Genomic DNA, 17,738 nt, shown 5'->3' with positions numbered 1-17,738 from the left:
CCGCATCGACCACGAACGGACCCCGCCATGCCGATCCAGCGGCTGAACCACGCCGTCCTCTTCGTCTCCGACCTGGCGCGCAGCACCGCCTTCTACCGCGACGTCCTCGAGTTCCGGCCGCTGCCGCAGACGTTCCCCGGGGCGGCCTTCCTCCAGGCGGCGGGCTCCGCCAACGACCACGATCTCGGCGGTCCCCGCACCGATCACGCCGTGTGGCGGCAGGTGTTCGCCGCGGCGGAGTCCGACGGCGGTCCCGGCCGTGTCAGAGACGCTCGATGATGGTGACGTTCGCCTGGCCGCCGCCCTCGCACATGGTCTGCAGTCCGTAACGGCCGCCGGTGCGTTCCAGTTCGTGCAGCAGGGTGGTCGTCAGCTTGGTGCCGGTCGCGCCGAGCGGGTGGCCGAGGGCGATGGCGCCACCGTTGACATTGACCTTCTCCGGGTCGGCGCCGGTCTCCTTCAGCCAGGCCAGGACGACCGAGGCGAAGGCTTCGTTGATCTCCACCAGGTCGATGTCGTCGAGCGTCATCCCGGCCTTCTTCAGCGCGTAGGCCGTCGCCGGGATCGGGGCGGACAGCATGCGGATCGGGTCCTCGCCCCGTACGGACAAGTGGTGGACGCGGGCGCGCGGCGTCAGTCCGTGCTCCCGTACGGCGCATTCCGAGGCGATCAGCATCGCCGAGGCCCCGTCGGAGACCTGCGAGGAGACCGCGGCGGTCAGCCGGCCGCCCTCGACCAGCGGCTTCAGGCCGGCCATTTTCTCCAGGGTGGTGTCGCGACGCGGACCCTCGTCGGTGGTGACATCCCCGTACGGGACGATCTCGCGGTCGAAGCGGCCCTCGTCGATGGCACGGGCGGCCCGCTGGTGCGAGCGCAGGGCGAACTCCTCCATGTCCCGGCGGGAGATGCCCCACTTGGCGGCAATGAGCTCGGCGCCGTGGAACTGGTTGACCGGCTGGTCGCCGTAGCGGGCGCGCCAGCCCTCCGAGCCGGCATACGGGCCCTCGGCCAGGCCGAGCGGGTCGGCGGCCTGGCGGCTGGCGAAGGCGATGGGGATCTGCGACATGTTCTGCACGCCACCGGCGACCACGAGGTCCTGGGTGCCGGACAGGACGCCTTGTGCGGCGAAGTGCAGGGCCTGCTGGGAGGAGCCGCACTGCCGGTCCACGGTCACGCCGGGCACCTCCTCGGGCAGTCCGGCGGCCAGCCAGCAGGTGCGGGCTATGTCGCCGGCTTGCGGGCCGACGGTGTCCAGGCAGCCGAAGACGACGTCCTCGACGGCGGCCGGGTCGGCACCCGAGCGCTCCATCAGTGCCTTCAGCACGTGTGCTCCGAGGTCGGCCGGGTGGACGGCGGACAGTCCGCCGCTGCGCCTGCCGACCGGGGTCCGTACCGCTTCGACGATGTATGCCTCGGCCATGGCCGCTCCTTCTTCGATGTCCAGGATGTCATGTCATGTACGGAGGGCGATGCCCTCCAGCACCATCGACAGGTACTGGCGGGCGATCTCCTCGGGGCTGTGCTGTCCGCCCGGGCGGTACCAGGACGCGGCGACCCAGACGGTGTCGCGCACGAAGCGGTAGGTGAGGCGGACGTCGACGTCGGCGCGGAAGACCCCGGCCGCGACGCCGCGTTCCAGGGTCCCGAGCCAGGCCTTCTCGAATCTGTGCTGCAAGTCGGCGAGGTAGCCGAAGCGGGGCTGGTCCTGGAGATGTCTGGACTCCTTCTGGAAGACGGCGACGGCGGCGCGGTGCCGGTCGATCTCCCGGAAGGACTCGGTGACGAGGGCCTCGATGGTCTCCCGGGGACCGAGTCCGGCGGAGAGCACGGCGTCGTATCCGGCCCGCAGCTCATCCAGGAAGGTGGAGAGGATCTCATCGAGCATCGACTCCTTGGAGTCGAAGTGGTAATAGAGGCTGCCGGCGAGCATTCCCGCCGCGTCGGCGATCTTGCGGACGGTGGTGGCGTTGTACCCCTGGGCCGCGAACACCTCGGCGGCGGCGGAGAGGATCTCCTCGCGCCGCTCGGGCGCCGGGCTCATCATGGTCTTCCTGCTGCACTTCGGCGTCCGGCCATTCCCGGCTCACGGATGCTGACTGCTGACGGAGAGGACTTCCCCCGTCAGGTACGACGAATACCCGCTGGCGAGGAAGACGACCACGTTGGCCACTTCCCACGGCTCGGCGCAGCGCCCGAACGCCTCGCGGGAGGTCAGCTCCTCGAGGAGTTCGGGGGTGGTGACCTTCACCAGGTGCGGGTGCATGGCCAGGCTCGGGGAGACGGCGTTGACCCGCACTCCGTACTCGGCGGCCTCCAGTGCGGCGCAGCGGGTGAGTGCCATCACGCCGGCCTTGGCGGCGGCGTAGTGGGCCTGCCCCTTCTGGGCCCGCCAGCCGATCACCGAGGCGTTGTTGACGACGACGCCCCCGGCGCCCGCGGCCTTCATCCGGCGCAGCGCGGCGCGGGTGCAGCGGAAGGTGCCGTTCAGGGTGACGTCGAGGACCTGGTCCCACTGCTCGTCGGCCATGTCGACCAGGTCGGCGGTACCGCCGAGGCCCGCGTTGTTGACGACGATGTCGAGGCGTCCGTGGCGCTCCACGGCGAGGTCGAACAGCGCGGCGACCTGGGTCTCGTCGGTGACGTCGCAGGGCAGGGCGGCGACGCGGTCCGCGCCGAACTCCGCAGCCAGCTCCGCCTCGGACTCCTTCAGTCTGCGGGCGTGAGCGTCAGAGACGACGACCCGCGCGCCTTCCTCCAGGAGCCGCCTGGCGGTCGCGCCGCCGATGCCGGCGCCCGCGGCGGCGGTGACGACGGCGCCGCGGCCGGCGAGCAGACCGTGGCCCGGCACGTAGGGGGGTGGTGTGCCGGTCATGGGCGGAACTCCTTGGGCAGGCCGAGGACGCGCTCGGCGATGATGTTCCGCTGGATCTCGTTGGAGCCGGCGTAGATGGTGTCGGAGCGGGAGAAGAGGTACAGCCGCTGCCAGTCGGTGAGGTCGTACGGCTCGCCGTCGGCCAGCATTCCCTTGGCGCCGCAGACGTCCATGGCGAGTTCGCCCAGCTCCCGGTGCCAGGTGGCCCAGAAGATCTTCCCGATGGACGCCTCTGGGCCCGGGGCTCCGGCCGCGGCTCCGTCGAGCATGCGCAGGGCGTTTAACCGTATGGTCTCCAGGCCGATCCAGGCGCGGGCGATGCGGTCGCGGATCAGCGGGTCGGCGGCCGCGCCGTTGCGCTTGGCCAGCTCGATGACGGCTTCCAGCTCGCGTCGGAAGCCGACCTGCTGGCCGAGGGTGGACACGCCCCGTTCGAAGCCGAGGGTGGCCATGGCCACCCGCCAGCCGTCGCCGTGGGCGCCGACGACGTGGGAGGCGTGGGTGCGGGCCCCGTCGAAGAACACCTCGTTGAATTCCGAGGTCCCGGTCAGCTGGACGATCTGCCTGATCTCCACACCGGGCTGGTCCAGGGGGACGAGCAGGTAGGACAGGCCCCGGTGGCGGGTCGATCCGGGCTCGGTGCGGGCGACGACGAAGCACCAGTCGGCCTCGTGCGCGAGTGAGGTCCACACCTTCTGCCCGGTGACCACCCACGTGTCGCCGTCTCGCTCGGCGCGGGTCCGTACGTTCGCCAGGTCCGAGCCGGCGTCCGGCTCCGAGTAGCCCTGGCACCACAGCTCCTCGACGGCGACGATCGGCGCGAGGAACCGCTCGCGCTGTTCGGGTGTACCGAAGGCGATGAGGGTGGGTCCCAGGAGCTGCTCGCCGATGTGGCTGACACGGGCGGGGGCGCCGGCGAGGGCGTACTCCTCATGGAAGGCGACCTGCTGTTCGAGGGTCGCGCCCCGTCCGCCGTATTCCTTGGGCCAGCCGACGCAGGTCCACCCCGCGGCGGCCATGTGCCGCTCCCAGGCGAGGCGTTCGGCATGCGCCTCGTGTTCCCGTCCGGGGCCGCCGCGCCCGCGCAGGGCGGCGAACTCGCCCGTGAGGTTGGCGCGCAGCCAGCCGCGGACCTCTCTGCGGAACTCCTCGACGTTGCTCATGGCCGTACGTTAACCTACCAAACACTTGTTAGGGAAGGAGGGCGGATGTCCACTGCCCGCACCGCATCCACGGCACCGGTCCGCTACGAACGCCTCGGCCCGGTGGCCGTGGTCACGATGGACCGGCCCGATTACCGCAACGCCCAGAACTCCGCGATGACGTACGCCCTCGACCGCGCCTTCTACCGCGCGGCCGCCGACGACGAGGTCAAGGTCGTCGTGCTCGCCGGGGCGGGGAAGCACTTCTCCGCCGGCCACGACATAGGCACCCCCGAGCGGGACGCCCATGTGCCGTTCGACCGACGGGCCGGACTCTGGTGGGACCACTCGGACAAGGAGGGTGCGGAGAGCCGCTTCGCCCGCGAGTCCGAGGTCTACCTGGGCATGTGCCGACGCTGGCGCGAACTGCCCAAGCCCATGGTCGCGTCGGTGCAGGGCGCCTGCGTCGCAGGCGGCCTGATGCTCGCCTGGGTGTGCGACCTCATCGTCGCCGCCGAGGACGCGTTCTTCGCCGACCCCGTGGTCCGCATGGGCATCCCCGGCGTCGAGTACTTCGCCCACCCCTGGGTGATGCCACCACGCGTCGCCAAGGAGTTCCTGTACACCGGCGACCGGATGGACGCCCGACGCGCCTACGAGGTCGGCATGGTCAACCGGGTCGTCCCGCCCGAGCAACTGACGGAGCAGACCATGGAGTTGGCGTCCAGGATCGCCGAGATGCCCCGCATGGGCCTGGCCCTGGCCAAGCGCGCCGTCAACCAGGCCGAGGACCTGCAGGGCCTGCACACCGGCATGGACTCGGTCTTCGGGCTGCACCACCTCGCGCACGCGCACAACGCCGAGACCGCCCCCGACGCGCTGGGTGGCATGGACATACGCTCGATGAAGGGGGCGGGAGCCTGATGGACCTCGACTTCTCCGCGGCGGAGGACGCATTCCGGGCCGAGGCCCGCGCCTGGCTCGCCGCCCATGTGCCCGACGCCCCCCTGCCCTCCCTGGAGACGGAGGAGGGCTTCGCGGCCCACCGGAATTGGGAGCGGACCCTGTTCGCGGACCGCTGGTCGGTGGTCTCCTGGCCCAAGGAGTACGGCGGCCGGGGCGCCTCGATCCTCCAGTGGCTGATCTTCGAGGAGGAGTACTACGCGGCCGCCGCCCCCGGCCGGGTCAGCCAGAACGGTATCAACCTGCTCGCCACCACCCTCTTCGAGTACGGCAACGACGAGCAGCGCACCCGCGTCCTGCCCTCCATGGCGAGCGGCGAGGTCATCTGGGCCCAGGCCTGGTCGGAGCCGGAGTCCGGCTCCGACCTCGCCTCGCTGCGCTCCACGGCCGAACGGACCGATGGCGGCTGGCTCCTGCGTGGCCAGAAGACCTGGTCGTCCCGGGCGGCCTTCGCCGACCGCGCCTTCGGCCTTTTCCGCAGCGACCCCGACGCCGGAAAGCCGCACCAGGGCCTGACCTACCTGATGTTCCCGCTGAACGCCGACGGGGTGACCGTACGGCCCATCGGGCGTCTCGACGGCAAGCCCGCCTTCGCCGAACTCTTCCTCGACGACGTGTTCGTGCCCGACGAGGACGTGATCGGCACACCAGGACAGGGCTGGCGGGTCGCGATGAGTACCGCGGGCAACGAGCGGGGGCTGACCCTGCGCAGCCCGGGCCGGTTCACGGCCGCCGCCGAGCGGCTGACCGGGCTGTGGCGGGAGACCGCCGACCCCTCCGACACCGCCCTGCGCGACCGGGTCGCCGACGTGGTCATCGGCGCCCGTGCCTACCGGTTGTTCGCCTACGCCTGCGCCTCACGCATCACCGCCGGAGGCTCGATCGGCGCCGAGTCCAGCCTCAACAAGGTCTTCTGGTCCGAGCTGGACATCGCGCTTCACGAGACCGCCCTCGATCTGCTCGGGCCGTACGGCGAACTGGCCGACGATGCCGCGGACGCGCCCGCGCACGGCGGTTGGGCCGAAGGCCACACCTTCTCCCTCGCCGGACCCATCTACGCCGGCACCAACGAGATCCAGCGCGACATCATCGCCGAGCGGCTGCTCGGCCTCCCGAAGGGACGCCGGTGATGCGGTTCCTCCTCGACGACGAACAGCGGGAGTTCGCCCGCTCCCTCGACGGAATGCTCACGGCCTCCGAAACCCCCACAGCCGTACGGGCCTGGGCGGCCGGCGACACCACGCCCGGCCGCGCGCTCTGGTCACGGCTCGCGGAGGCGGGTGTCTTCGCCCTCGCCGTACCGGAGCGGCACGACGGGCTCGGCCCACGGCCCGTCGAACTGGCCGTCGCCTTCACCGAGCTGGGCCGCCATGCCGTGCCCGGCCCGCTGGTGGAGACGGTCGCCGCAGCGGCGCTCCTGGACCGTATCGACGGCTCCGGCGCGGAGGGGGCCGCCGCGGCGTGGCTGCCGCAGATCGCGTCGGGGAAGGCGGCCGTCTCCCTGTGCGTGCCGGTCGCCGGCAGCCCCTACGCGCTGGACCCGGACACCGCCGACGCCGTACTCCTCGTCGAGGGCGACACCGTACGCCTCGCGGAGACCGCCGGCCCCGTCCAGCCCTCGGCCGACCCCGCGCGCCGGCTGGCCCGCCCGCTCGGCGGAAGCGTCCTGGCGCGGGGCCCGGCGGTGGCCGCCGCTGCCGCGCACGCCGCCGAGGTCGCCGCCCTCGCCACCGCCGCCCAGTCCCTCGGCCTCGGCCGCGCCCTCCTCGACCGGACCGTCGAGTACGTCACACAGCGCACCCAGTTCGGCGTCGCCATCGGCTCCTTCCAGGCGGTGAAGCACCGCCTCGCCGACACGCTCATCGCTCTGGATTTCGCCCAGCCCTTGCTCCACTCGGCCGCCCTGGCGCTGGCGGAGGGGCCGGACCACGGCTCCGCCGAGGTCGCCGCCGCGAAGGTCACTGCGGGCGAGGCCGCGTACGCCGCCGCCCGCACTGCCCTGCAGCTCCACGGGGCCGTCGGCTACACGGAGGAGCTGGACCTCGCCCTGTGGATCCGCAAGGCCCGTCCCCTCCGCGACGCCTGGGGCACCCCCGCGGCCTGCCGCGCCCGCGCCCTCGCACCCTGAACGGTGCCCGCTGCCCCGGGCCGGGCAGTGGGCACCCACCCACCCCATCAGGCCCAGCACCGCTCATTGGTCCCCCGCATCCCTACCGCACCTGGGAGTCAGCCGTGTCCCCCGCACCGCCCCCGCACGTCACCGAGAGACCCTCGGACCCCGCCCTGCTGCGCTGGCGCACGGCCGAGACGCGGGGCCGGGACCTTGCGGCGCCGGCCGAGCAGATCCGTACCCATCCGGCATCGAGAGGAGCAGAGGCGTGAGGCTGACGGAGGAACAGGAAGAACTGCGGTCCGCTGTGCGGGCCGTACTCGGACGCCATGCGGGGGAAGCGGCCTGGCGGCCGTTGACCGAGCAGATCGGCGTCGCGGGTCTCGCCGTTCCGGAGGAGTACGGCGGCGCCGGGTGCGGGGCCAAGGAGGTCCACGTGGTGGTGGAGGAACTGGGACGGGAGCTGAGCCCTGTCCCGTACCTCGGCTCCGCGGTGCTCGTGGTGCAGGCGGTGCTCGCCTCGGGCGACGCGGCGGCGTGCGGGCGGCTGCTGCCGGAACTGGCCTCGGGCGCCACGGTGGGAACCCTGGCGTGGGCCGAGCGCGGTTCCTGGGACCCATCGGCCGTACGGGCCGAGGCCACCCCCGGGCCCGGGGGGAGGTGGCGGATCACCGGGATCAAGGAGCACGTGCTGGACGGTGCGGAAGCCGAGGTCCTGCTCGTGGCGGCCCGTTCGGGAGCGGGGGTCTCGCTCTTCGAGGTGCCCGGGGACGGCACGGGCGTGGACCGTGCGGCGACGGTGACGATGGACTCCACCAGGACGCAGGCGCGCGTGGTGCTCACCGAGGCGGAGGGCCGGCTCGTCGGGACGGAGGGTGAGGGCGACCGGGTACTGGCGCACGTACTGGACCTAGCCTGCACGGCACTTGCCGCCGAACAGGTCGGCGCCGCCTCGCGCTGCCTTGAACTCACGCTCGCCTACGCCGAGGAGCGGGTCCAGTTCGGCCGGCCCATCGGCTCCTTCCAGGCCGTCAAGCACCGCCTCGCGGACGCGTACGTCCTGGTGGAATCGGCGCGCTCGGCCGCGCTCGGCGCTTCCTTCGCCGCCGCCGCGGGTGACCCGGAGCTGACCCGCCGCGCGGCCGCCGCCAAGTCCGCCTGCTCGGAAACGTTCTCGGCGGTGGCGGGCGAGATGATCCAGCTGCACGGCGGCATCGGCATCACCTGGGAGCACGACGCCCACCGCTACTTCAAGCGGGCGCACGGCTCGGCACAGCTCTTCGGCCCGCCGGCCTGGCACCGCGCCCGCCTGGCAGCCGACCTGGGCCTGCCCGCGACATGACGGACCGCGGCCGGACGAGGGCGCAGGCACCTGCACGCTCATGGCACCCCGCCCTCCGTCGCACGTACGGTGTATCCCTCGATGTGCGGGTCGCCGGGCCGCCGCGGAGGAGCTTGTGGCGGCCACCGACTCGCATGCAGCCCTCAGCGTAATCCTGGTCATGCGCGACGACTTCTACCCACGACTGGCCGCCCTGGCCCCCCAGCTCATGGAGGCCGCAGCCCCCGGACTGCTCAACGTGCCTGCCACACTGAGCGTCCGGGAACTCCAAGCGATCATCACCCGCCCCGCGCACACCGCGGGCGTGCGGATCGAGGACGGCCTGACCGAGCGGATCATCACCGACGTCCTGGCCGCCGATCCGCACGGCAGGCACCGGTCACGCTGCTCCCGCCCCTGGAACTGGCCCTGAGCCAGCTGTGGGAACGCCGCGACCACGGCCGGCTCACCCACCACGCCTACCAGAGCATCGGCGAGGTCACCGGCAGCCCGGCCAGCTGGTGCAACCGCGCCCTCAACGACCTGCCCGCCGACCACCGCCCGGCGGCCAAGCGGATCCTCACCGCACTGGTACGCCCCGCCGACGAAGCCCATGCCATCCCGGCAGCCCGCCAGCAAGTCCCTCTCACCCGTATGCGCGCCCTGACCACCGGCCCCGAGGTCGCAGCTCTCGCTGGTCCAGACGTCGGCGGGCAACTACTGGCACCTCGTCGCCGCCGGTGGCGCGGGCGAGGCGATCTGGAGTCAGAACCCGACGGGCAGCGACCCGGGCGACGCCCTCATGGCATACGACGGCCTCGCCGACGGCCTCGGCATCCACGCCTACCTCAGCGACGGACGCATGGCCAGCACCGCCGGCCACTCGTCCCCGTACTACAGCGCCTGGGTGACCGGGAACCTTCCGGAGGGCAACTGGTACACGATGACGGTCTGCACCGAGAAGGGCGGCTCGGACATCTCCTGTCGCAGCGCCAGCGTCCAGTCGTAACACCCGGAGTACCCCGCGCAAAGCCAGTACCGGAGCGACTGACTCCCGGTCCGCGGAGCCGCATTCGACGAATGCGGCTCCGCTGCTTTCGTCGTTTCCGATCCGCACCACACCGATTCCCAGAAGGCGTACATGGCGTTCATACGCAGACCCAGACTCCTCGCCACGATCGCGGCGGCGGCAGCCGTCCTTGCCACACTGACGGGGCAGGCGACAGCGACGGCGGACTCGCCGACCATAACGAAAATGACGCTCAGCGGCGATCAGTTCAAGATGACCGACACCAGCTACTCGTCGGCCACCAGCCACCTGTACGACAGCTACCTGACGAAGCACGCCAGTCTCACGGATGTCATCACCACCGACATCACGAAGAACTCGACTGGTTCGACCGACAGTTGGCTCCAGCTGCGCTCAATGCGCTCCTGCGCCGGCGACGAGACCAAGGCTCTTCCGCCCGCGACGACCTCGACGGCCTGGTGCTGGTCGTCGGCCCACTCCGACGACACCACGGCCCGCTGGTGGCCGCAGGGGCTGAGCACCACCGGCACGGCCGACGGAGGCGACGGAGCGATCCAGGGCGACCATGTCACAGCGGTGGCGTGGCACTACAGGACGTTCGAGCGTGACGCGGCCTCGGACACCACGGGCTGCAAGACGGACAACCTGCTGAAGCTCAGCTTCATCGACCGGGACACGGGCAAGTACCGTCATGTCCTGCTCGCCGAGCCCACGAGCACGTCGTCGAGCGCGTCCGACTTCAAGTACGTCACCGGCCACGGCGGCGGCATCGTCTGGTACGCCAACTACATCTACGTCACCGACACCGCGCACGGCGTCCGTGTCTTCGACACCAACAAGCTCGCCAAGGTCGACGACTACGGTTCGGGCGTGAGGACGTACGGCATTAACAACGGCCGCTCCAGCGCGTGCGGTTACCCGTATGTGCTGCCCGAGGTGCACTACTACCAACAGTCGGGCACACCCAGCGCGTGCGACTCCGACGCGAACAACGGCTCTCTGGACCCTGCCCACCTCTGCTACTCGTGGCTCTCCCTGGACAAGACCGGCGGCGCGCCGTACAAGCTGGTCACTGGTGAGTGGTACGGCGGCGTCGACGGGGGCCGGGTGGTGCGGTACCAGCTCAACCCGACCAGTTCGTCCACCTACCCCGGCCTGCTGAACATGTCCGGCGGCAAGACCGTCATCCAGGACGCCTACGCGGCCTCGCGCTACCGCGGCCTACAGGGCGGCATGACCTGGACCGACGGCCAGGGCGTGCTCAACTTCGCCTTTCACAAAGGCTGCGGCACGCAGCCCGGGGTCTACTCGCACACCTGGGTCGGCGATACCAAGGCGGGCACGACGTGCGCGGCGGGCGGCAACTGGGCGGCGGGCCCCCCGCAGGCCCTCAGCTACTGGCCCAAGCTGGGCACGTCCCAGGTCGACGAGCTGTGGGGACTGACCGAGGGCATCTGCCCCAGCGCCTCCCTGATATCGAGCTATCCCGAGGACTTCCACGCCGCCACCGACAATTCTGACGTCTGCTACACGCACAACAACAGCACCACCACCATGTCGCTGCGCTCCGTCTTCGCCGTCGGGTTCACCGACTCGGCGGTTCAGAACCTTCACTGACGCACCACTGAACCGACCCCGAGCAGCGGCAGCAACTGCCTGGCGTATCCAGGCTCGCCGGTACTCATCGGCCCGCAAACGGCCCCCGAAAGACTGCGGGTGCCGGTCTCGCACAGAGCCATCAACCGGACTACGGGTAGCCCTCGGCCCGTCGGTGACCGTGCTCCTCCGGACAGGCCTGAGGACCGCCCGGACGGTTCGGGCGGCCCTCGGTGTCTCTTCGATATGCGTCAGCCGTGCAGCAGGACACCGATTGTGGAGCGTCATGCGCTTCGTGGCCGGCGACAGGGCGGCACTCCGGGTGCCGAGCTCCTCACTGACGGAGTATTTGTCCTTCCCGCCCAGAAATCAGTCCTGCACCCGGGCGGGGTGCGGCCTGGTGGTGTCGGTGTGGTGTGCGCTGGCCTCGCACTCTGTCATATGGCCTTCTCCTCGGCTCTGATCAGCCGACGACAGTGCCCGCGCCGAGTCACTCCTTGACGCCGATTCCACCGAAGGCATCGACATCGGCGGAAACGGTCGCGCTCTCGGCGTCGGGCCGCCACTCGCTGAGCCGGACAAAGCCAGGGTCGAGGATCCGCATCCCGTCGAAGAGAGTGACGATCTCGCTCGGCTCACGGACGTAATAGGGCACTGCGCCGCTCTCGATGTATGCCTTCTCTGCGGCGATCATGCCCTCGCTGGTACGCGTGCCGTCGTACACCACGAGGTGGCTGCCGGACGGCAGGCCCGCCATCAGCCGGCCCACCACCTCACGCGCCTGCGAGAAGTCGCCCGCGTGACCGAGTATGCCGAGCAGCATCAGGGCCACAGGCCGGTCGAAGTCGAGTGTCTTCGCGGCCTCGGCAAGAATGGCGTCCGGCTCGTAGAAGTCGGCATCGATGTAGTCGGTGGCTCCCTCGGGTGAGCTGGTGAGCAGGGCCCGAGCGTGCGCGAGGACGAGCGGGTCGTTGTCCACGTACACGATGCGTGACTCAGGGGCGATGCCCTGGGCCACCTGGTGTGTGTTGTCCGCAGTGGGCAGTCCGGTCCCAATGTCCAGGAACTGCCGGACACCCTGATCCTCCACCAGGTGACTCACCGAGCGGCGCAGGAACTGCCGTCCCGCTACCGCTACGTCAACAAGGCCCGGGAAGAACGTCTTGATCTGGTCGCCGATCTCACGGTCGACCTCGTAGTTGTCCTTGCCGCCGACGAAATAGTTCCAGAAGCGGGCGGAGTGCGGCCTGGTGGTGTCGATCCGTTCCGACATCGGCGTGGCGGGCCGACTGACGGACGGCTGCTGCTCACTCATGAAGACCTCCAAGCCCCACCAACGATCAAACGATGGCCACAACCTACCTGTACGTCCATGTTGTTGCGGCTGGTTCCGGACACTGGTGGCACAGTTCAGTTCCCCGCGCGGCAGCACGACACCTTGCCTTGTTTCCCCTTCGATCGTGTGAGGGTCGGTTTCCGGGCGTGCGGGGGCCTGGGCTGTTCGGGCTGCGGTGATCGTGCGATCCGGGACGCCGGGTACGGCGCCGGTGTGCGGGCCCCCGCTCCACCGAAGTGATGGTTCGGGGCCTCCCCGTCACATTTGGCCGTACCCATCTGGCCGGGTCGTCACGGAGCCGGCCTCCCGGGACCGGACCACGCACGGGATGCGTGTCGCCGCCCCGGGGTCGAGTACGCCGGGGACCAGTGCGCCCAGCACCGTTCGGGACGTGCGGCCGAGCGGACTCGCTCCTGCTCAGTCCACCGGAACGGTGCCGAAGCGCCTGCTGAAGGCGGCTTCGGAGGTGTAGCCGACTTCGCGAGCGATCGTGCTGAGTGGTTGCTGCGTGCTGCGCAGCGAGATGGCGGCGACCTCCGGGCGGCAATCGGCGAGGTGGGCCGCTGGGCAGCGGCAGCGGCAGCGGCAGCGGGCGCATCATCGAAGGTGTGGAGACCATCGACGAGGAGTGGCGATGAGGCTGTCGTTCCTTGAGCCCCTCTACGCGGAGCCGGGCCCGTACGTCTCCGTGTACCTGGACACCTCCCGAGACGTCGACCATCCCGAGCGGGCGATCGCGCTGCGCTGGCGGCGACTGCGCGAGAGCCTGTCCCGTCAGGGCGCGGACCGGTCGCTGCTGAACGCGCTGGAGGAGGTCGTCGGCGCCGACACGGAAGTGCCGGGGGCGCATGGGCAAGCCGTCTTCGCCGCCCACGGCACGCTCGTCCTGGACGGGGAGCTTCCGAGCCCGCCCGAGCACGACTCCGCGCGCTACAGCACCCTGCCGGACGCGATGCCCCTGGTCACCCAGCACGTGCCAGAGATCCCCTACATGGCCGTGGTCGTCCACTACGGCGGCCTTCCGACCGCCGCCACCCACGGCTGGGTGACGCTCGAGGCGGAGACCGGCACCTGGCCTGCATCGACCGTCACTCCTGGTGAGCGGCTGCACCACAGGGTCGCGGTGGCGACCTGGCACCGCGCCTCCGTCCGGCTCGGCCACCGACTGGACGAGCGGGCGCGGCGCGCCCATACCGACGCCGTCGTCGTGGGCGGGGACGAGTGGGCGTGCAACGTGCTGATCCGCCGTCTGCCGCACACCCTGCGGGACAAGGTCGTGCGCGTGGGCGGCCCCACCCCCACCGACACCGGACGCGCCCTGCTGGAGCCGCAGCTCGACGGCGTCTTCCGCGGCCGCATGGCCGCGCACGACTGGGAACTCGTGGATATCTTCATCAGTCGGCGTGCCCTGGACGGGCCCCTGACGGAGGGGCTGGCTGCCACCGTCGCCGCCCTCCAGCGGGGTCAGGTCGCGGTGCTGCTGTTGAACCGGCCGCCCGAATCCTCGCTGCGGCTCTGGGTCGGCTCCCGGCCTTCCCAGCTCGCCCTGACCGAGGCGGAGCTGGTGTCCTTCGGTGTGCGGGCCCCGCGCGAGGAGCGCGCCGACGAGGCCCTCGTCCGGGCCCTCGTCGGCACCGGTGCCGAGCTGGTCGTCGTACCGGAAAGCGCGCTGAGGCTGTACGAGGGCGTGGGCGCCCTGCTGCGGTACACCGACGCGGGCACCCCGTCCTGACGCCGACGCGCTCCGCTGCCCGGATGACCGGCTGATGCGCTCAGCGCTGATAGGTCCCGACCAGGGTGCCGGAGGCCAGCTCCCGGCCCTGCAGGGCGCGGTGCACGTCCTCGGCGCCCGGGTGGTCGTGCAGCGGCAGCGGCTCGGACAGGGCGTACAGGCGAAAGAAGTAGTGGTGCGGCCCGTGCCCCGGTGGCGGCATCGGCCCGCCCCAGCCCACGTGCCCGAAACCGTTGGGCCACGGCAGGCCGCCCCGGGGCTTCTGCCCCTCCACCACCCTGGTGGTCCCCGGATCGATGCCGGTCACCAGCCAGTGCAGGAAGGTCTTCCCCGGTGCGTCCGGATCCTCGCAGAGGAGGACCAGCTCCGTGGCCTCGTTGGGCACCCCCGACCAGGTCAGGGGCGGCGAGATGTTCTCTCCCTCCCCGCTGTACCGCCGGGGGATCACCGTGTGGTCGTCGAACGCGGTGCTGCTGAGTTCAATTCCGCTCATGTGCGCCGCCATACCCGCAAGGACGGCATCGCCACCGGTCCGCACCGCAAACCCCCCGTTCGGCCGAGCCCGACCGGCCCGCCTCCGGCAGGCGGGGGTGAGGATGGCCGTGTGCCGACAAGAATCCTGCTCGAGGCCCGCCCTGGCGCGGGCAAGACGACCGCCCTGCGCCGACTGGCCGCGCTGCTGCCCACCCGCGCGGCCACCGGCTTCACCACGGAGGAGATCAGGCAGTCCGGCGCCCGCGTCGGTTTCGCCCTGGAGACCCTGGCGGGTCGACGGCAGGTGCTCGCCCATGTCGACCTGCCCGGTCCGCCGCGGGTGGGGAAGTACGGGGTCGACCTGGGTGTCATGGAACGACTGGCGCTGCCGTCGCTGCGGTCGGCGGTGACCGACGAGGCGCCGGGCCAACTGGTGCTCATCGACGAGCTGGGCCGGATGGAACTGGCGTGCACGGCGTTCCGCGACGCGGTCGAGGCGCTGTTCGCCGCGGAGGTCGACGTCGTCGCCACGGTCCACGCACACCGTGACCCGTTCACCGACGCCCTCAAGCGACGTGCCGACATCGAGGTCGTCCAGCTCACGCCGGCCAACCGGGACGCCCTGCCCGGGGAGCTCGCGTCCCGACTGCAGAAGCCCGGGGCGCACGAAGGGCTTTGATGATCTATTCCAAGGGTGAGTGGTCGTAGGCGGTCAGTGAGCGCAGGGCTGGCTGTCCAGGCTGGTCGTTGTGCCAGATGACGGTGGTCAGCGTGAGTCTGCGCTGCATGACGCGGGCGACGACGCCGGCGGGTGTGCGGCCGTGGTGCTGTTCGAGGTTGAGCCGGCCCTTGATCTTCCGCGCCAGGCAGACCCGGGTCCTCGTCATCACCTGGCGTGAGGTGGCCGACGCCGAACAGCCCGAACTCCCTGGCGCGCAGCCGACTTGATCGCCCGCCGGTCCACCGCAGGTGCTTCGGGCCGCTGGAGGTCCGTCAGCGGGACTCGCGTCCCGGAAAGTGTCCCGATCTTCGTCCGCCGACCTGCTGAACCCCCTTTCACATCACACGGACCTGCGGGAACCCCGCGGCCGCGTCTTCCGTCAAGCAGGACGCCATAGAAGATGTGTACGGGACTTGAGGTTCTCAGGTGGACAAGAAAATCGCGGGACTGGCGCTCGCCGGCGTCCTGCTCATATCGGGCTGTTCGGCAGGCTTCCAGGCGGCAGAGCCTGCCGCTTCGAGCTCCGTTCGCGCGCCGGCGGCGTCCCCCCGGGCGGAAGACACAGCGCCCGTCGCAGGCACCGCGCACGACGCCGCGGCCTTCCACGCCTGGGGCCTCAAACCTCTCGCCGCACCGCCCGCCCCGCCGAAGGTCAGGCCGGTAAAACGCCGGGCGGGTGAACCGGTTCCGGTCATCAGTGACATACCCACCAAAGACAAAATCGTCTTCATCACCTTCGACGACGGCGCCGAGAAGGACCCCAGGTTCGTGAAAATGATGCGCGAACTGAAGGTCCCCTTCACGATGTTCCTGACCGACTCGATCATCAGCACCGACTACGACTACTTCAAGCCGCTGCAGGAGCTCGGGAACACGATTCAGAACCACACCCTGACCCACCCCAACCTGCGGACCAAGAGCGCGGCCGCGCAGCGCGAGGAGATCTGCGGCCAGCAGACCAGGCTCGGCAAGGAGTACGGAACCGTCCCGGGTCTGCTGCGACCGCCCTACGGCAACTGGAACGAGAACACCCGCAGCGCCGCGGGACAGTGCGGAGTCGAGGCGATCGTGCTCTGGCGCGAGTCCATGCAGATCGCCAACATGCAGTACCAGCGCGCCGACAAGAAACTCCACCCCGGCGACATCATCCTGGCCCACTTCCGTGGCCCCCGAGAGCTCAAGGGGCACTCGATGACCGAGATGACGGCGAACATGCTGCGCCACATCCAGGAACAGGGCTTCACGGTGGCACGTCTGGAGGACTACATCTGACGCACAGACAGGTCATTCCCGAAGCCGTCGACACCGTATGGCACATCGAAGGCGCGCAGGATCGCTGACCTGCGGTCCGGGGTGGCGACCCGGCACTTACGGCCTGATCCACTCTCTATCGTGCACCAGGCCGTTATCCGCACCGGCCCCACGATGACGGCATCCAGCGGCTCTGACGGCACGTCCGGGTGTCGTAGCCGAGACCCTGGCGGACCACGGGGTCACTTACGCACGGTGGAACGGGCACTGGGCTACGGCACCGATCCTTCACTCTCCCACCAGCGTCGCCGTGCTCGAACGCCTCACCACCTCACCGTCAGCGCTGCGGAGAAAACGGGAGGACGCCGAACTGCCTCCGGCGTGGCTGGAAGGACTCGCGTTCGCCTGGCGTGCTTCGGATCCTCCGCCGGAGTGACCCCCGTCCCGGGTGCGGACGACGATTCCCCGGCTTCGCTCGACGGGCGGCTGCGAATCGAGGGCGCCGAGGTCCTGCAGGTCACGGATGACTTCGTGACCTGCAGGACCTCGGCGCGGTCAATCCGTGCGTAGGCTCCCGTAGCCAGATGCGGCTGCCGGAGGCGGTGTCCGACGACAGCCGCTGGGCGAGGTAGATCTATGTCGACTACCTTTGCTCCGACGAGTACAGCCTCACCCTCTCCGCACCGGTGACGGTCGGGGGGCGCTTCATGGGGGTGGTCGCTGCGGACGTCTATCTGCGGCACTTCGAAGCGGTGGTCATGCCCTTGCTCCAACGCCTGACGGGACCCGCGCGCCTGGTCAACGCGCGCGGCCGAGTCGCCGCCTCCACCGACCCCCACCACCTGGTCGGATCGCTCACCAAGGGCCCGAACTTCGCGGCAGTACTGACCGCACCGGCAGGCGGCGCCGAACACAGCGGGCTGCGGTTGCGGCCCTGCGACGGCGTCCCCCTCATCCTGGTGACGGCGGCACCGTCCGGTCGGCCCCAGGAGGCCGGCCTGTGGGCCGAGGAGCCCGGGGCGTAGCTCGCCGCGCTGGCCAATCAGGTGGCCCTCCCTCACTTGACGCGGCTCGCGATCGTCGCCGACGTAGCGGTACCGAGATTGCGTATCCGGCGGGCAAGTCCGCGTCCGCATGGCCGTAAAGACCGCCTTGGACGGATGAAATACGTGATGCGGCGTACGTGGTCA

The 17,738-nt window shown here is 70.5% G+C and carries 18 protein-coding genes and 2 pseudogenes; 13 read left to right on the top strand and 7 right to left on the bottom strand.

The window, feature by feature from the left end; all coding sequences use genetic code 11:
* Positions 1-27: 27 nt before the first annotated feature.
* Entirely contained in the window at positions 28-279 is a 252-nt protein-coding gene (locus tag ACIBB8_RS21625) for a VOC family protein (RefSeq protein WP_398954427.1), read from the top strand.
* Here ACIBB8_RS21625 and ACIBB8_RS21620 read toward each other — a convergent pair.
* Genes ACIBB8_RS21620 through ACIBB8_RS21605 form a run of 4 tightly spaced genes read right to left on the bottom strand, consistent with a single transcriptional unit; the run spans position 263 to position 4,035 of the window.
* Positions 263-1,420, bottom strand: a complete 1,158-nt coding sequence (locus ACIBB8_RS21620; protein ID WP_398954425.1) for an acetyl-CoA C-acetyltransferase — start codon at positions 1,418-1,420, stop codon at positions 263-265. The two genes, ACIBB8_RS21625 and ACIBB8_RS21620, sit on opposite strands and share 17 nt — an antisense overlap.
* 33 nt (positions 1,421-1,453) lie before the next feature.
* Positions 1,454-2,041 (bottom strand): TetR/AcrR family transcriptional regulator, encoded by a 588-nt coding sequence (locus ACIBB8_RS21615; protein WP_398954422.1) that lies wholly within the window; start codon positions 2,039-2,041, stop codon positions 1,454-1,456.
* 42 nt (positions 2,042-2,083) lie between these two features.
* Positions 2,084-2,872 carry an SDR family oxidoreductase gene (locus tag ACIBB8_RS21610; protein WP_398954420.1) on the bottom strand — a complete coding sequence of 263 codons (789 nt, stop codon included), beginning with the start codon at positions 2,870-2,872 and terminating at the stop codon, positions 2,084-2,086.
* Entirely contained in the window at positions 2,869-4,035 is a 1,167-nt protein-coding gene (locus tag ACIBB8_RS21605) for an acyl-CoA dehydrogenase family protein (RefSeq protein WP_398954418.1), read from the bottom strand. The genes ACIBB8_RS21610 and ACIBB8_RS21605 overlap by 4 nt, the downstream gene beginning before the upstream one ends.
* A 45-nt stretch (positions 4,036-4,080) precedes the next feature.
* Between ACIBB8_RS21605 and ACIBB8_RS21600 the strand changes: the two genes are divergently transcribed.
* From ACIBB8_RS21600 to ACIBB8_RS21565, 8 genes and pseudogenes are all read left to right on the top strand, one after another.
* Entirely contained in the window at positions 4,081-4,938 is an 858-nt protein-coding gene (locus ACIBB8_RS21600; protein WP_398954415.1) for an enoyl-CoA hydratase, read from the top strand.
* On the top strand, positions 4,938-6,107 hold the full coding sequence (locus ACIBB8_RS21595; RefSeq protein ID WP_398954413.1) for an acyl-CoA dehydrogenase family protein: 1,170 nt from the start codon (positions 4,938-4,940) through the stop codon (positions 6,105-6,107). The genes ACIBB8_RS21600 and ACIBB8_RS21595 overlap by 1 nt, the downstream gene beginning before the upstream one ends.
* A complete protein-coding gene (locus ACIBB8_RS21590; RefSeq protein WP_398954607.1) occupies positions 6,107-7,105 on the top strand; it encodes an acyl-CoA dehydrogenase family protein in 999 nt (332 codons plus the stop codon). The genes ACIBB8_RS21595 and ACIBB8_RS21590 overlap by 1 nt, the downstream gene beginning before the upstream one ends.
* A 250-nt stretch (positions 7,106-7,355) precedes the next feature.
* Positions 7,356-8,429, top strand: coding sequence for an acyl-CoA dehydrogenase family protein (locus tag ACIBB8_RS21585; RefSeq protein WP_398954411.1), 1,074 nt, complete (start codon positions 7,356-7,358; stop codon positions 8,427-8,429).
* Between the two features lie 40 nt (positions 8,430-8,469).
* Complete coding sequence (locus tag ACIBB8_RS21580; RefSeq protein WP_398954409.1) at positions 8,470-8,841, top strand: hypothetical protein; 372 nt, start codon at positions 8,470-8,472, stop codon at positions 8,839-8,841.
* Positions 8,814-9,005: pseudogene (locus tag ACIBB8_RS21575) on the top strand (hypothetical protein); the annotation flags it as partial. The gene ACIBB8_RS21580 and the pseudogene ACIBB8_RS21575, both read left to right, overlap by 28 nt.
* A 205-nt stretch (positions 9,006-9,210) precedes the next feature.
* Positions 9,211-9,417 (top strand): hypothetical protein, encoded by a 207-nt coding sequence (locus tag ACIBB8_RS21570; protein WP_398954407.1) that lies wholly within the window; start codon positions 9,211-9,213, stop codon positions 9,415-9,417.
* A 132-nt stretch (positions 9,418-9,549) separates the two neighbouring features.
* Positions 9,550-11,055, top strand: a complete 1,506-nt coding sequence (locus ACIBB8_RS21565) for a hypothetical protein (protein WP_398954405.1) — start codon at positions 9,550-9,552, stop codon at positions 11,053-11,055.
* A gap of 469 nt (positions 11,056-11,524) precedes the next feature.
* Here the strand turns inward: ACIBB8_RS21565 and ACIBB8_RS21560 are convergent, their stop codons facing one another.
* Positions 11,525-12,349, bottom strand: a complete 825-nt coding sequence (locus ACIBB8_RS21560) for an SAM-dependent methyltransferase (protein ID WP_398954403.1) — start codon at positions 12,347-12,349, stop codon at positions 11,525-11,527.
* 655 nt (positions 12,350-13,004) lie between these two features.
* Between ACIBB8_RS21560 and ACIBB8_RS21555 the strand changes: the two genes are divergently transcribed.
* Positions 13,005-14,102 (top strand): hypothetical protein, encoded by a 1,098-nt coding sequence (locus ACIBB8_RS21555; protein ID WP_398954401.1) that lies wholly within the window; start codon positions 13,005-13,007, stop codon positions 14,100-14,102.
* A gap of 40 nt (positions 14,103-14,142) precedes the next feature.
* Here the strand turns inward: ACIBB8_RS21555 and ACIBB8_RS21550 are convergent, their stop codons facing one another.
* The gene (locus ACIBB8_RS21550; RefSeq protein WP_398954399.1) at positions 14,143-14,595 is read right to left on the bottom strand and encodes a YbhB/YbcL family Raf kinase inhibitor-like protein; all 453 of its coding nucleotides are present in this window, start codon (positions 14,593-14,595) and stop codon (positions 14,143-14,145) included.
* Positions 14,596-14,706: 111 nt separating this feature from the next.
* Between ACIBB8_RS21550 and ACIBB8_RS21545 the strand changes: the two genes are divergently transcribed.
* Positions 14,707-15,255, top strand: a complete 549-nt coding sequence (locus ACIBB8_RS21545) for a nucleoside-triphosphatase (protein WP_398954398.1) — start codon at positions 14,707-14,709, stop codon at positions 15,253-15,255.
* A 4-nt stretch (positions 15,256-15,259) separates the two neighbouring features.
* Here the strand turns inward: ACIBB8_RS21545 and ACIBB8_RS21540 are convergent, their stop codons facing one another.
* Positions 15,260-15,463: a hypothetical protein gene (locus ACIBB8_RS21540; RefSeq protein WP_398954396.1), complete on the bottom strand. Its 204-nt coding sequence runs from the start codon at positions 15,461-15,463 to the stop codon at positions 15,260-15,262.
* 260 nt (positions 15,464-15,723) lie between these two features.
* Between ACIBB8_RS21540 and ACIBB8_RS21535 the strand changes: the two genes are divergently transcribed.
* Complete coding sequence (locus ACIBB8_RS21535) at positions 15,724-16,569, top strand: polysaccharide deacetylase family protein (RefSeq protein ID WP_398954394.1); 846 nt, start codon at positions 15,724-15,726, stop codon at positions 16,567-16,569.
* 614 nt (positions 16,570-17,183) lie between these two features.
* Positions 17,184-17,573: pseudogene (locus ACIBB8_RS21530) on the top strand (hypothetical protein); the annotation flags it as partial.
* Between the last annotated feature and the right edge of the window lie 165 nt (positions 17,574-17,738).

It is taken from the genome of Streptomyces sp. NPDC051286 (genome assembly GCF_044455345.1).
GTDB lineage: Bacteria > Actinomycetota > Actinomycetes > Streptomycetales > Streptomycetaceae > Streptomyces.
The sequence above is the reverse complement of the archived record's forward strand: the minus strand, read 5'-3'. Positions and strand labels throughout refer to the sequence as shown.